13 protein-coding genes are annotated in these 14298 nt (G+C 60.6%); 5 read left to right on the top strand and 8 right to left on the bottom strand.

The annotated features are described in order from the left end of the window. Nucleotides 1–45: 45 nt before the first annotated feature. The gene (locus tag SynBIOSE41_RS15750) at nt 46–339 is read left to right on the top strand and encodes a hypothetical protein (RefSeq protein ID WP_186538843.1); all 294 of its coding nucleotides are present in this window, start codon (nt 46–48) and stop codon (nt 337–339) included. A 31-nt stretch (nt 340–370) separates the two neighbouring features. Here the strand turns inward: SynBIOSE41_RS15750 and SynBIOSE41_RS15745 are convergent, their stop codons facing one another. Genes SynBIOSE41_RS15745 through SynBIOSE41_RS15720 form a run of 6 tightly spaced genes read right to left on the bottom strand, consistent with a single transcriptional unit; the run spans nt 371 to nt 8392 of the window. Then, complete coding sequence (locus tag SynBIOSE41_RS15745) at nt 371–1525, bottom strand: anhydro-N-acetylmuramic acid kinase (protein ID WP_186538842.1); 1155 nt, start codon at nt 1523–1525, stop codon at nt 371–373. Between the two features lie 8 nt (nt 1526–1533). Beyond that, nucleotides 1534–2238 (bottom strand): TrkA family potassium uptake protein, encoded by a 705-nt coding sequence (locus SynBIOSE41_RS15740; protein WP_186538840.1) that lies wholly within the window; start codon nt 2236–2238, stop codon nt 1534–1536. A 24-nt stretch (nt 2239–2262) separates the two neighbouring features. After that, a complete protein-coding gene (locus tag SynBIOSE41_RS15735; protein ID WP_066911936.1) occupies nt 2263–3666 on the bottom strand; it encodes a TrkH family potassium uptake protein in 1404 nt (467 codons plus the stop codon). Between the two features lie 4 nt (nt 3667–3670). After that, entirely contained in the window at nt 3671–5515 is a 1845-nt protein-coding gene (locus SynBIOSE41_RS15730; protein ID WP_186538838.1) for an SLC13 family permease, read from the bottom strand. Further along, entirely contained in the window at nt 5508–7223 is a 1716-nt protein-coding gene (hflX, locus tag SynBIOSE41_RS15725; protein WP_186538837.1) for a GTPase HflX, read from the bottom strand. The genes SynBIOSE41_RS15730 and hflX overlap by 8 nt, the downstream gene beginning before the upstream one ends. Next, complete coding sequence (locus SynBIOSE41_RS15720) at nt 7220–8392, bottom strand: NAD(P)/FAD-dependent oxidoreductase (protein ID WP_186538835.1); 1173 nt, start codon at nt 8390–8392, stop codon at nt 7220–7222. Before SynBIOSE41_RS15720 ends, hflX begins: the two co-directional genes overlap by 4 nt. A gap of 69 nt (nt 8393–8461) precedes the next feature. On the opposite strand from SynBIOSE41_RS15720, the gene SynBIOSE41_RS15715 reads away from it, so the two are divergent. Together SynBIOSE41_RS15715 and SynBIOSE41_RS15710 are read left to right on the top strand one after the other, a co-directional pair. Then, nucleotides 8462–9235: a phosphoadenylyl-sulfate reductase gene (locus SynBIOSE41_RS15715; protein WP_186538833.1), complete on the top strand. Its 774-nt coding sequence runs from the start codon at nt 8462–8464 to the stop codon at nt 9233–9235. A gap of 2 nt (nt 9236–9237) precedes the next feature. Continuing rightward, the gene (locus SynBIOSE41_RS15710; RefSeq protein ID WP_186538831.1) at nt 9238–9966 is read left to right on the top strand and encodes a type III pantothenate kinase; all 729 of its coding nucleotides are present in this window, start codon (nt 9238–9240) and stop codon (nt 9964–9966) included. Here SynBIOSE41_RS15710 and bcp read toward each other — a convergent pair. Next, nucleotides 9914–10381, bottom strand: a complete 468-nt coding sequence (bcp, locus tag SynBIOSE41_RS15705) for a thioredoxin-dependent thiol peroxidase (RefSeq protein ID WP_066911906.1) — start codon at nt 10379–10381, stop codon at nt 9914–9916. The two genes, SynBIOSE41_RS15710 and bcp, sit on opposite strands and share 53 nt — an antisense overlap. A 40-nt stretch (nt 10382–10421) precedes the next feature. Here bcp and SynBIOSE41_RS15700 point away from each other — a divergent pair, with 40 nt between their 5' ends. Together SynBIOSE41_RS15700 and SynBIOSE41_RS15695 are read left to right on the top strand one after the other, a co-directional pair. Then, nucleotides 10422–11048, top strand: coding sequence for a 4'-phosphopantetheinyl transferase superfamily protein (locus SynBIOSE41_RS15700; protein WP_255475833.1), 627 nt, complete (start codon nt 10422–10424; stop codon nt 11046–11048). 231 nt (nt 11049–11279) lie between these two features. Continuing rightward, on the top strand, nt 11280–11906 hold the full coding sequence (locus tag SynBIOSE41_RS15695; protein WP_186538830.1) for an alpha/beta hydrolase: 627 nt from the start codon (nt 11280–11282) through the stop codon (nt 11904–11906). Between the two features lie 100 nt (nt 11907–12006). On the opposite strand, the gene SynBIOSE41_RS15690 is transcribed toward SynBIOSE41_RS15695, so the two are convergent. Continuing rightward, on the bottom strand, nt 12007–14211 hold the full coding sequence (locus SynBIOSE41_RS15690; RefSeq protein ID WP_186541317.1) for an AAA family ATPase: 2205 nt from the start codon (nt 14209–14211) through the stop codon (nt 12007–12009). Between the last annotated feature and the right edge of the window lie 87 nt (nt 14212–14298).

The following is a 14298-nucleotide window of genomic DNA, read 5'->3' as shown; positions in this document are numbered from 1 at the left end:
CTTGCGCATCTCTGTACACTTTTAGGTATCTCTGCCTCATGGTTCGTGGCGACCCGCCAAACCTCATCCAGCGGGAAGCCGAAATCGCCGCGGATTCAGGTGGTTTTGCCTGAAGATCTCTGTCATCGGCTGACAGTCCTTGCTGAACAGGAGTGCCGTACCGTCAGCAACATGGCCAAGGTGTTGATCCAGCAGGGGGTTCAGCGTCTGGAACAGGTCGGTTCCTCAGTGGTGTCAGCTCCCACATCCACAGAGCGAATGCGCTCAGCTCTCGAGGCTCAGCAGCCTCGTCGACTCCGCGGAGCTCCCCGACGGTTGCGGCTGCATCGTCCTGGCTGATCTGAGTCACCTGCCGAGTGGCTGACAGGGTTCAGGCCGGTTCGGCGCGCACCCCCAGAACACAGCTGTGTTCTGCCCCAGTGATGGAAGGTGCATTGCCGGGATGATTGCGGTGATGCCACCAGGCCAGCAGCGCGAACACCAGGGCCTCGCGCGCCTCGCAGGGAAGATTCAGTTCGTCGCTGGGACGCACTCTGAGGCCATGGCAACGCGATTGCAATTCCCGCATCAGCGTTGTGTTGCGGCGGCCTCCTCCGGCCACCACCATTTCCGTCGGCAGGGGAAGGCCGAGATGGCGTAGCTGCTGCAGATCCTGAGCCACCACTGCAGCTGTGAAGGCTGTGAGTGTGGCCATCTGGTCCTCGGGGCAGGCCTGTTGCAGCTCGCTGAGCCTCCGTTCCAGATCCTTGCGACCAAAGAGTTCGCGTCCGGTCGACTTCGGTGCTCTCTTCAGGAAATAGGGCTCACTCAGCCAGCTCCTCAGCTGCTGATCCATCACCTGTCCGCGTGCAGCCATGCCTCCATCCCTGTCACAGCGCTCCTGCCCATCGCTGAAGGCGGCCATCGCCAGGTCGATCAGGCTGTTGGCTGGACCGCAGTCCCAGCCGAGCACGGGTCGTTGCCGGTCTGGACCGTGTGACGGCGGAATCAGGGTGATGTTGGCGATGCCACCGAGGTTCAACAGCGCCCGCCAGCCCTTGATTCTGCCCATCAGAGCCGCATCGGCCATGGGGACCAAGGGGGCGCCCTGCCCTCCCAGAGCGAGGTCAGCGGCACGGAAATCGTGAATAACAGGTCGCTGCAGCATGTGTGCGAGCAGCGGCCCCTGAAGCATCTGCCAGCTGCTTCCACGTTGGCGCTTGCCTCTCGCGTCGGCTTCAGGTGGGCGGTGCCAGATCGTTTGGCCATGGCAGCCAATGAGGCTGGCTGAACGATCGGGATCGCACGCTTCAGCAGCCTTTGCCTGGTATTCAGTGATCGCTTCAGCCAGATCCAGAATGGCCGCTGCAGGGGCAGCTTCTCCCTGGGCCATGGCCAGCATTCCCTTGCGCAGATCTGAGGGATAGGGGCAGGAAGCACTGTGAATCAGGGTCCAGCTTGGACTGCTCGATGACCCACTGAACTCAGCAAGAACGGCATCCACTCCATCGGCACTGGTGCCGCTCATCAGCCCGAGAACGCGCATGATTCCGATCAGGTGCGGGGGAGGTTCTGAAGGTCATCTGTCAAACCCATCACCACCAGAACGTGGCCTTCCATCAGAACGTGTGATGCGGGTGGATTGACCATCAGGTCTGCAGCAGGCCCGGCTGCCAGCACATTGACTCGAAAGTTCTTACGCAGATTGAGATCGCGCAGAGAGAGCCCAACAAAGCGTTCCGGCACCTTGATCTCCTCGATCGAGTTGAGCTCGTCCAGCTCCAATCGCTCCATCAGATTGGGGCGCACCAGTTCAAGACCCAGACGCTCGCCCTGCATCCGAGAGGGAAACACCACGCGGTCGGCACCAACGCGCTTCAGCATTTTTTCGTGCAGGTCACTGGTGGCACGCGCAATCACCCGGCGCACGCGAGTGCCCTCGCTGTCCTTGGCGATCAGGGTGGCTGTGATGCTCGCTTCGATCGGTTCGCTGATCGCCACGACCACGGTGTCCATGTCGAGGATGCCTGCTTCCCGCAGTGATTCCTCATCGGTGCAGTCCAGGACCCTGGCTTCGATGGAAGGTTCAAGCTGTCTGAGTTCCTCGATCGCCCTCGAGGAACGATCCACGGCGAGCACGTCAGCGCCGCTTTGCATCAACTGGCGGCACACAGCACTGCCGAAGCGTCCGACGCCCACGATTCCGAAGCTGCGGGGGTCGCTCTCTTCAGCAGGCGACCAGTGCCACCAGTCCCTCATGGCGTCAGCCCCAACGAGTTGTGTTCAGACATAGAGATCCTCGCGGGGATAACCGATCCGATTCTGGCGCTGCAGCTGGTTGCGGTCGAAGCTCTCCCAGATAGCACTCAGCAGCAGCAGGATTCCCAGCCGTCCCACAAACATTCCCACCACCAGAATCAGCTGGCCAAAGCGACCCAGTTGTTCAGTGACGCCCAGATCCATCCCCACGGTGGCAAAGGCGGAGATGCAAGTGAACAGCAGTTCCAGGAAGGTGAGTGGCTCTTCTCCGTTCTGGTTGGTGGTGAGGGCGAGCAGAAGCGCCATCACGAGAACGAACATCAGCGAGGCCATCACGATGCTCACGGCCCTGAGCACCACCTTGTCGGGAATCTGACGGTGCCGGATGACGACGTCATCCTGGCCGCGAAGTGTGGATCGGGTGGCTGCCATCAGGGCTGCAACCGTGGTCGTCTTGATGCCGCCTCCCGTACCTCCGGGACTGGCCCCGATGAACATCAGGGCCATCAGCAGCAACAGTCCTGAGTCGGAAACACTGTGCTCTGACAGCGGAACTGTGGTGAATCCAGCCGTGCGGGCGCTCACGGATTCGAACAGGGCGCTCATCAGCCGCTCTGGCCAGCCCATCGTCGTGAGGATATGCCCCTTGGACAGGGATTCGGTCAACAGCAGTCCGAAGGTGCCGATCAGGATCAGCAGAATCGACGTTCTCAGCACCAGCCGTGTATGGAGACTGAGATTGCGGCGCTTCAGTCGTTGTCGATTGCTCCAGAGATCACTGGTGACACGCCAGCCCAGTCCTCCCAGAACGATCAGCAGCATGATCACCGCGTTGACCACCCGATTCGTCCGGTAGCCCTCGAGGCTGTCGTTCCAGAGGCCGAATCCCGCATTGTTGTAGGCCGAGATGCTGTGAAACAAAGATGCCCACAGCCTTTCTCCACCCGCAGGAAGATCTGAAAAGCCGTAGCTGTAGAGCACAAAAGCTCCAATCAAGATCAGTACTGCTGCGGTGAGGGCGATGCTTCTGAACGTGCCGCCGACCCCACCCACGCCGAATTGATCAAGAGCCTGGCCACGGTCCAGGCGACGCTTCAGGGAGGCGCCCCGAACCACGAACCCCTGAAGGAAGGTGGTGATCGCCATCAGGCCGAGGCCTCCCACCAGGATCATGAACGCCAGAACGCCCTGACCGACGACCGTGAGATCCTTGCCGACATCGATCACGGTCAGGCCTGTCACGGTGACCGCGGAGGTCGCCGTGAACAGTGCTTCCCAGAGTCCGACACTTGTGTTTGAGCAAAGTGGGCTGGACAGAAGCAGCGTGCCGATGGTGATCACCAGCAATCCCGTCACGACCGTGAACTGGGGCACGGTGAGGCGCCGGTACCACGCCTGAGTGCGATGAATGGCTCTAGGGAGTGCCATGCGCTCAGCGGCCTCCTGCCTGGACAAGGATCAATCCAGGAACCAGCAAGGTCATCAGCAATGTGAGACCGGCCCCATAGCGAGCTACATCGAAAAAGCGGTAACGCCCTGGTCCGAAAACCATCAGGTTGGTTTGGTATCCCATCGGAGTGAGGAACGACTGGCTGGCTCCGAACAGCACAGTGAGCAATAAAGCCTGGGGGGGAAGGTTCAGAGACGGAGCCAGCTGCGTGGCCACAGGCACCAGCAGTGCCACCGACGCGGCATTGCTCATCACGCTGGTGATCAGGTTGGTGGCGAGAAAAATGACCAGTAACGCCCAGTAAGACGGCCAATTCAGCAGCAGTCTCTCCATGTCGGATGCCATGGCGTTGGCCAGGCCACTGGTCTGCAGAGCGACGCTGAAGCTGGAAAGGGACCCGAGCAGAAGAATCACGTCCAGTCTGATCGACCGCTGCACCTCACCTGTTCTCAGGCATCCCATCAGCACCAGCAGCACAACGGCCAAGAGCACTGCGGCAACCAGGGGGACGGCGGTGATGGTGGGCACCAGCAGCATCAGAGCCGTGATGGTGATGGCCTGAGGCTTGCGCCGGATGGTGGGTAGATCGTTTTCAAGCTGGTCGAGCACCAGCAGATCGTTACTGGCCTGAAGCCCCCGGATTGCATCCAGCGGAGCTTGCAGCAGCAGCACATCACCTTCACGCAGAACGGCCTGGCCAAGTCGCTCTTGAACCGTCTGCTGACCTCGACGGAGTGCCAGCACCGTTGCGTTGTGTCGTTGTCGAAAACGCAGCTCCCGCAGGCTTGCACCGGCCAGTGTGGATCCAGCTGGAAGCAGCACCTCAACGGTCTTCTGACCGTTTGCACCTTCGCTGGACAAGGTCGGCTCGGTGCTGACCATGGCGAGCTGATCAGCGGCAGGACGACTGGCAGAGGCGAGCTGAATCGTGTGGTCCTGTTGAAGGCGTAGCAGATCGGCCCGTGTGACTCTCAGCAGCAGGCGGTCCTCGGCCTCGATGCAGCGGTCGGCCAGGGGTGGAAGGATTCGTTCGCCACCTCTCTGCAGCTCGAGAACATCCACATCGAAGCGACGTTGCAGCCGGCTGTGCCGCAGGGTCTGTCCGACAAGCGAGGAAGATCCTGGGATCGTGACTTCCGTGAAGTATCCAGTGAGTGACTGGTTGGTGCTGAGCTGATCATCAGGCTCACTCCTGTCCGGCAGCAGTGCGCGGGGGGCAATCAGCATGTAGCTCGCTCCGGCGAGCCAGACCGGTACTCCGATGGCGCTGAAACTGAACAGATCCAGGGATCCATAGCCCAGTTGCTGGCTGACGTCACTGGCCAGCAGATTCACGGAACTGCCGAGCAGCGTGAGGGTGCCGCCCAGCAGTGTGGCAAAGGAAAGAGGCAGAAGCACCCTGGATGGCGCGATCCCTCTCTTCTGGCACCAGCTCTCCAGCACCGGAAGCAGGCTCGCCACAATGGGTGTGTTGGGCACCACGCCGGAGATCGGTGCCACCACCAGGGTCAGCAATCCCACCATGCGTCTGGGAGTCCTGATGCGTTCGGATGCAATCAGTTCTCTGAGTCGATCAAGAGCGCCGCTGCGGAACAGCGCTGCTGAAACGGCGAACAGTCCCATCAGCGTGATCAGAGCAGGGCTGCCGAAGCCGCTCAGGGCCTGCAGTGGGGTCAGCACGCCACCGATCATCAGCAGCGACACACTGAGCAGACCCACCAGTTCAGGTGCCATGGCTCCGCTGATGAACAGGGCCACCGCGACTAGCAGCACAGCGAGAGTGATCAGAGCGTCTCCGTTCTGCAGAGCGACACTGAGCTCAACCATTGGGGGGTGCGCCTGTTGGCTCCGTGACAGGTGGGCTGACTGTTTCTGGTGTGGACTCCCAGAACGTCTGTTCAAGCCATGTTCGCAGACCCTTCAGGCCTGTTCCCATGGTGGCGGAGAGGTAAAGGGCTTCAGGCTCCAGTGCACGGATCCGCTCTAAGGCTCCTGCATGACATCGGTCGATCTGGTTGGCCAGCACCTTTCTGGGCTGCTCACAGCCAAGCCCGTCGAGAATGGAGTGAACGGCTTTGAGTTGTCCGTGCCAGTCGGGATCTCCGAGATCCACCACCAGCAGCAGCTGGTCTGCATTGCGGGTTTCTTCGAGCGTGGCCATGAAGGCTTGCATCAGAGGGGCCGGCAGTTCACGGATGAACCCCACCGTGTCGGTGATCAACAGCTCCCGGGGAGCGGCTCCAGCCCTCGGCAAGCAGAGCCGACGTGTTGTGGGATCGAGGGTCGCGAACAGGATGTTTTCGGCTTGGACCGGTCCTCCCGGCGCGCGGTCACAGAGCGCATTGAGCAGCGATGACTTGCCGGCATTGGTGTACCCAACCAGCGCGACACCGGGAAGTTCATGGCGTCGCTCTCTCAGCCGGGCTCGGTGTGCTCCCAGCTGGCGCAATTCCCGGCCCAGGTGTTCGATGCGTCGGCTGATCGCACGTCTGTCTTTTTCAAGCTGGGTTTCTCCTGGACCGCGGGTGCCGATGCCACCCCCCTGCCGAGACAGACTCAATCCGCGTCCTGCAAGCCTTGGCAGTCTGTAGCGAAGCTGGGCCAGTTCGACCTGGAGGCGGCCTGCAGCGCTGGAGGCCCGTTGAGCAAAGATATCGAGGATCAGCTCGCTGCGATCCATCACTGGACTGTCGAGCAGCCGCTCCAGGTTTCTTGCTTGAACAGGCGTGAGCTCTCTGTCAGTGATCACAAGCGTGGCGCCGTGCTTGCGGATGTCCAGTGCTGCCTCCTGCAGCTTGCCTTTACCCCAGAGGGTCTGAGGATTGATCTGTCCCTGACGCTGGCGGCAGACGGCAACTGTTGTGGCACCGGCACTGCGCGTCAACCCCTCGAGTTCGGCCAGTTCACGCTCGTTCCGTGCAGGGTCCGTGCCGGTGAGAGTGAGCAGCAGCACCTGCTCCACTGTTGAAGCGATGTGCTCCTGCGCTGCCTGACACGGATCGCCATGCGGCGCGTCATTCCCAGCATTGGCTTCGCTGCTGCAGAGCATCGTCAGATCGCCTGCTTCCCCGCAACTCCAGCCAGCGTCGGCCTTGGGGTTTGGAAGCCAGAGGGCACCGGAACGGATCCCACTGCGAGCGATCACGGCCTGATACCGCAGCCAAGACTGGGGCTGAACATCCAGGGCGATCACCGCATCGCGACCATCAGGGACAAGGTCCGGAGAACGGCGTCCATGCAGCGCGCTGATCAGGCGCCATTGCCTGGGGCGGCGCCTGGATCCGCCCTGAAGATGGCGGTCCAGTCGATCGGATTCTCCGAGTGGGCCAACCCAAAGCAGGCGGCAGACGCCACGGTCGTCGATCAGCAGATGCAGCGTTTCCTCAAGCTGCACAGCGAGTTCGGCAAGCCGTTCCAGCGTGAAGAGGTCAGCACCGCAATCATCGGGGTGGCGACGATGGCTGAGGCGTTCCAGCTGCTTGAGCTGTGAAGGACGCAGCCCCCTGGTTCTGCCTGCCAGGTGAGCCTGTTTCAAGGACCAACCAGCCAGGCTCCGGCTGCGCGAAGCCCCAGCGAAAGCCCTGGCAATCGCGTCAGGTAGGTCAGTCGGCGCAGCTTGAAGGCCAGAGGCCCCGAGAGGGTCAGGCCGAGGCCAGTGATTGAGGCATCGCCAATGCCGAGGCTGAGCATTTCGCCGAGGTCCTTGAACACAAACGTGTTTGCATCCCTTCCTTGCAGCTTTGCCTTCAGCTCTTTCGCGGCAAACTGACCCTGCTGAATGGCCGCCTGAGCTGAATGAGGCCAGCCGGAAAGCTCATCTGCTTTGGGATTGACGGCGATATCTCCGAGAGCCAGTACATCCGGGTAGGCCTGCAGACGCAGTGATTGGCTGACTGGCAGTCGACCTTGATGGAGCTCCAGCTTGGGAGAGATGTCCGGAATTGTGGGGCGACTGCCTGCCGTCCATATCAATCCATCGTGATTCTGCTGATACGAGCCCTGCGGTCCGCTCAGCGACACGGACGTTGCTGACACCGAGTCGACTCGGGTGTTGAGGTGAATGGTCACACCACGCTTCTTCAGGGCGATCTCGGCCTGCTCCCTGTTGAAGGCTTTCGATCTGGGCAGGATCTGATCACCGAGCTCAACCACTTGCACCGTGGCGGCACCGTTGAGCAGGTCCATGAGCTTGCATGCCAGTTCAACCCCTGTGGCTCCTGCCCCAGCAATCACGAGGGAGCTTGTGCCTGATGGGCGCCGTCGCAGCTCCTGCAAGCGCTCCTGCAGAGGTTGCAGATCAGACAGGGTGTGGAAGTTCAGTGCGTTGTCGCGAACTCCTGGGATGCCGAAATCCTCGGGTTGCGCGCCCGTTGCCAACACCAGCTGGCTGTATTGCAGGGCGCGGCCCGAGGCTGTAGTGACGCTGCGGGCATCAAGGTCGATCGAGCTCGCGCGGTCCTGCAGATGACTGATTCCACGCCCCTGCAGCAAGGATGCGTAGTCGGGGGCAACCTCCCATCCCTTCAGTTCCCCGCTCATCAATTCGTAGAGCAGTGGAACGAAGACAAAGCGATCACGAGGTTCAATCAGCACAACCGGTGGTCGTGGATGCAGGCGACTGAAGGCAAGCGCCGATGACAATCCGGCGAATCCACCACCGATCACCACGATCGGTTGAACTTGCCCGCTGGCAGGGGTAGTCAAGGCATTCTCTGGAGCGTGTTGAAACCATAGGCAGACCTGTGGTCACCTCGGCATTGGAGGATGGGGTGCATGAGCCAGGGCACCACAGACATGATCGGCACCGCTGCTGGTGTGGATTCGGGGACGGCCGCTGCCGGTCTTGACACGCTGCGAGCAGAGCTGGACCCGATGCCGCCGCCGCAACGTCTTCAGTGGGCGTTGAATCGTTTCGGTTCCGGCTTCGCGATGACCACCAGTTTTGGCATCCAGTCGTCAGTGTTGCTGCACATGCTCAGTCGCCTCTCCGGAGCGGAGTCTGTGCCTGTGATCTGGGTGGATACGGGTTATCTGCCTGCGGAGACCTATCGCTACGCCAACACACTCAGTGCACGACTGGGCACCAGACTTGTTGTGACCCAGTCCGCCGTGTCTCCCGCGCGCATGGAAGCAGTCCATGGAAGGCTCTGGGCGAGTGATCGGGAGGAGGATATGGATCTGTATCTGCGCCTCCGCAAGGTGGAGCCTTTGGAGGAAGCGCTGAGTGGGCTGAACGTCAGCTGCTGGGCCAGTGGTGTTCGCCGCGGTCAGACAGAGCTGCGCAACACCATGACGGTGCTTGATCCGATCCGTGATCGTTTGTCTCTTCGTCCCTTGCTGGGGTGGACCAAGCGCGATGTCTTCTATTACATGCAGGAGCATGATCTGCCTCAGCACCCGCTGTTCGATCAGGGTTATTCCACCGTGGGAGACTGGCATTCCAGTGCTCCTGACGGTGTTGAGTCCGAGGGCCGCAGCACCCGCTTCGGAGGACAGCGTCAGGAGTGTGGCATCCATGTGCCCGGAGTCATGGGTGATGGCATCTGACCATGCGGTCTGAGCAGCGCTGTCTGCTGATCGGTAACAGTCGCTGGCACTGGGCCGAGCGAATTCGGAGCGGTGCCTGGAGCTACAGCCATTCCCAGCCTCAGCTGTCTCTATTGGCTTCTGATCCGCCGCTTTGTGCTTGGGCGGCAGTTGGACCTGTGCCTGATCATTCCATGCTCAGCCCAGATCGCTGTCTCGGCCTGGATGCGATTCCGCTGCGAAATGTGCCGCCATGGCTTGGCATCGACAGGGCGCTGGCGGGATGGGGAGCCTGGATTCAGTCAGACCAGGTTGGCTCCCTGATGGTTGTTGATGCCGGCACCGTGCTCAGCCTGACGCGGGTCAGCGGAGATGGTGGATTCAACGGTGGCTGGCTTTCAGCTGGATTGAGGCTGCAGTTGCAGGCCATGGCGGCAGGCACTCAGGCGCTGACAGATCCTGGCGACCAGATGCAGGATCCGAGTGCTGGAACCCCGTTCCCGAGGAAGCCGTGCGAGGCGATGCGCCGGGGAGTGATCGAAAGTCTCGTCGGTCTGATCATCCGAGCCCAGGAACTTGATCCCTCTCCGCTCTGGCTCTGCGGTGGTGATGCTCCGCTGCTGGTGCGGCCTTTGCTGAGCCAGGGGCTTGAAGTGAATCATGCCCCTGATCTTGTGATGCAGTCACTGGTGAAACTGGTCAGCCCAGCCCCAGATCGCTCAGCACTTGATCGGCCATTGAATCGGCTTTGACCTTCCTGTAAATCAATTCAAGCTTGCCTTCAGCATCCACCACAAAGGTGTGACGCATCATGCCCATGAACTCGCGGCCCATGAATTTCTTCAGGCCGTAGCTCTCGTAGCTGCTGGCCACGGCGCATGGTTCCTCGTCGGTGAGCAGGGTGAAGGGAAGTTCCTGCTTGGCGATGAAGCGGGTGTGGGATGCGGCGTTGTCCTTGCTGATTCCCAGCACCCTGATGCCATGGGCCTTGAGGTCGCTCCAGCGGTCCCGGAAGTTGCACGCTTCCTTGGTGCAGCCGGGGGTTGCGTCCTTCGGATAGAAATAGATCACCACTCGCTGCCCTTTCAGAGATGAAAGCGTGAGAGGCTCACCGTTCTCATCTGGAAGTGTGAAGTCAGGGGCGGGATCGCCGATCTGCAGAGTCATAGATAGCCGGACTGTCGGCGGCAGCGTAACTGCGTTGTGGATGCAGCAGATCGGCCCAGAGGCTTCAGCCGGAGAGCTGGTTGTGAGCGGGCAGGAGCGTGCCTGGGCCGCAGGGCTGACGGCGTCCCGCCGCCAGCAGTACCTGGCTTCGCGTGGTTGGATGCGGAGTTGTCTGGCCGCGCTGCATGCGGCTGACCCTCTGCAGGTGCCGCTGAACGCTCCACCGGGTGCTCCGCCACGGCTGTTGGACCCATGGGGTTATGTGAGCCTCAGCCACTGTGCTGACGCCTGTCTGATGGGTTGGTCTCAGCAGCCCATCGGCGTTGATCTGGAGCGTGCCGACCGAAAGCTCCGTGCGGCAGCCGCATTGATGCGTCGCTTCTTCACTGAGACTGAGCAACGTGAGCTGACGGCACTGGAGGGCGATCAGCTGCGACAGCAGGTTCTGGATCGGTGGCTGGTCAAAGAAGCTGCGATCAAGTGGCAGCGAGGCTCTCTGGCACAGGACCTCTGCTGCTGGGAGGTGAGCTCCAGCTTTTGTGGCGCCCTGCACCGTGGGTTGAATCTCAAGGTCGCTGCACAATTGCGGTCTCAGGGGGACTGGCGTTTTGGAGTTGTCGTTGCTGAGCAGACATTTCTGCAGGATTGTCTGCTTTGCTCAGCGTGAACAATCTTGAGCTCAATGGATGTCAATGTTTTGGGGGATGGATTTCACTCAACAACCGAATCAACGGCAATGCTTCACCACGAGATCCATGCATCCATTGAGAATCACGAGTCTTGTTCGGTTGGCCCTTGTGAGGCGGAATTGTCCTCATTTGCGCTTTTCATGTGCTGATTCTGTTGGCAACTCTTTTTCCTACCGATAGGATTAAAGAGACGTCTTCTCTCGCCGTCCGTGTTCACCCGTTTTGCAGCCGGCGCTCTCGCCGCCGCTTCCATTTCCACTCTGGCTGTCGCCGCTGAAGCTGGCACCAAGCGCCCTGTGCGCTGGGTGTCCGGTGGTGCTGTCTGGACCACCAAAGCATCAGCTTTCGCTAAGTTCTTCAACGATGGCGAAATCACTGACCGTGCCCTTCAAGCAGGTATCAACAACTCCGGTTGGACTGCTGATGAAATCCAAGAGGGCATGACCAAGAGCTACGACGTAGACCTGGTTGGTGTTTCTCGCTTCCTGTATTCCGCCGATGGCGTGAAGTTCCTGGACGACCAGACCCGCAGCTACTTCCCTTACTGGCAGAAGAAAAAGACCGCTGTGGTCGCTCTTCGCTCCGCCATCATCCTTGACGCTGCCGATGGAGAAATCTCCTCTGCAGGCATCATGCGCCAGCTTCCCGTTGACTTCCGTCTGAATGACAACGGCGTTTCTGACGGTGCTCAGAACGTCTGTAAGGAAGGTCTCGACGAGCCCCAGTCCACATCCCTTCTCTCCTGGTATGTGTTCCTGCCCGCATGCGTGCAGGCCAACCAGATCCTTCCCGCTGAGCCCGCACCTGCTGCTGCTCCCGTCCGCGGCCTCTGGTGATTGTCGAGAACCCTCACGGGTTCATCAACTTCATCAACCTTGTTCATCAAGCTCCGGCATCGCCGGGGCTTTTTTGATGAAAGTCTTTGATGGAAGCTGATCAGGTCAGTCGACCTTCGATTCGCCAGTGGCGAAGACTCTGGGGAAGATGTTTGCCGCGTTGCTTCATCAGCTCATGACGCAGCTCAGACAGAGCGTTTTCACTCGCTTCTCCGGTTTTTTCAAGAGCCCTGCGGTAGGGGCGGTTTTCTCCTAGCCATCGTTCGATCAGACTCGTCTCAACGGAGAGCCTCAGCGCTTCCTGCCAGCTGCTCTGGGTCGTCACCCAACCGCTGCGCTCAAGCTGACTCAGCAGCATTTGACGCTGTTCCGACTGACTCAGCCAGTTGGATTCCAGTGCGGCCAGGGTTTGCAGCGGTGACCTCGGTTTGGTTTCCGCCCTTTCGCGCTTGAGCAGTTCCAGCAGCCCCCCTGCCGGTCCGAGTTGGGGTTCACTAAGCAACAACCTCAGCTGAGCACCACTTCTTGAGCGGGCGCTCACCAGGGCCCAGAACCTCTCAAGGTCAGGGGCGTTGAGATCGGCCTGATTCAGTCGCCCGCCCACCACTTCGAACTGGTGGTCAGGGCTCAGCAACTCCAATTCAGCCGCATCGCTCAGGACGGCCGGTTGATTGAGTGGATCAAGCAACTGCAACTGCGCTTCCAGCCGTAGTTGTTCGCTTGAGGATGAACAGAGAATTGTGAGACCACCTTCGGCCACGGCTCCAAGGGGATCGAGCGACCAGAGCAGCGACCGACCGCCCAGGATCAGCACCCGATCCGTGCGCTGCCATGGGAGGTCTGACCAGAGTCTCTGTCGCAGCTCCTGCAGGCGTTCACCATCCACGGACAGTTGCCGTTGCAGCCAGCGCTCCAGCTGAGGTTGTTCCGGTCCGCTGCTCACCAACAGCGGGTGTTCGTCGACCGCCTCCACTGAGGCTGCCAGCTGAGCGGCACGACGTTCCAGCATCCGTTCGCGACGTTGTCCTTCCCAGCCCTGACGACTCGGTGACCAGAAGGCTTCACCCTGAAGGGCACTGGGTAAGTACTGCTGTGCCACCCAGTGTTCGCGAAAAGCATGGGGGTAGCGATAGCCCTTGCCGTCACCGAAGGCATCGCCATCGCGGTTGGCGTCGCGCAGGTGGGCAGGTACCTCCTGGCGCTGTGCTTCACGAACCTGCCGCAGCGCTTCGAACATGCCGCTGGTGCTGTTGCTTTTTTCGGTGCAGGCCAGATAGAGAGCTGCCTGGGCAAGTGGATACAGTCCCTCTGGAAGTCCGATGCGCTCAAAGGCCGCGGCGCAGGCTTCGACCACCACCACCGCCTGAGGGTCCGCAAGTCCCACGTCTTCCCCGGCCGCGATCAGCATGCGCCGGAAAATGAAGCGTGGGTTTTCACCGGCTTCGATCATCCGTGCCAGCCAGAACAGTGCAGCGTCGGCATCCGAGCCCCTCAGGGATTTGATGAATGCGCTGATCGTGTCGAAGTGCGCATCACCCTGCTTGTCGTAGAGCACGGCGCGCTGCTGGATGGATTCCTCAGCGATGCCAAGGTCGATTTCAATCACACCCAGGTGATTTTCAGGGGTGCTCTCCACGGCGAGCTCGAGCGCATTGAGCAGGCTGCGGGCGTCACCTCCTGCCACATTGACGAGATGGGCAGAAGCCTCAGCGCTGATTTCAACATCGCGGTCGCCATAGCCACGTTCCTTGTCTTGCAGCGCTGTCTGCAGCAAACGACTGAGGTCTTCAGGCTCCAGGCTCTGCAGACGAAACAACCTGGACCGACTGACCAGTGCCTTGTTGACTTCGAAAAAGGGGTTTTCGGTGGTGGCACCGATCAGGCTGAGTGTGCCGTTCTCCACCCAGGGCAGCAATGCATCCTGCTGGGCACTGTTGAAGCGATGCACCTCATCGATAAACAGGATGGTGCGGAGCCCATGGCGTTCGAGGCGTTGACGGGCATCGTTCACCTCAGAGCGCAAGTCCTTCACACCGGCAAGCACGGCATTGAGAGAACTGAAATGGGCTCTTGTGTGATTGGCGATAATCCTTGCCAAGGTGGTCTTTCCGACCCCGGGTGGGCCATGCAGAATCAGATTTCCGACACGATCCGCTGAGATGGCTCGGCGCAGCAAGCGGCCCTCCGCAAGGATTGCTCCCTGCCCAACGAATTCATCGAGATTGCGGGGCCGCAGACGATCGGCGAGCGGTGCTTGCCGTAGCCGAGCGGCTTCCCCGTGATGGCTGAACAGATCCTGTTTCAGAGGTCCGCCCAAGGCGTCGATTCCCGGTCAGACGATTCTTGCTCAAGTTGAGCCTTTGAGAGCGAGAGCACCGTCATAATGCGCCCG

This window comes from Synechococcus sp. BIOS-E4-1 (assembly GCF_014279995.1).
In the GTDB taxonomy this organism is placed as follows: Bacteria; Cyanobacteriota; Cyanobacteriia; order PCC-6307; family Cyanobiaceae; genus Synechococcus_C.
The sequence above is the reverse complement of the archived record's forward strand: the minus strand, read 5'-3'. Positions and strand labels throughout refer to the sequence as shown.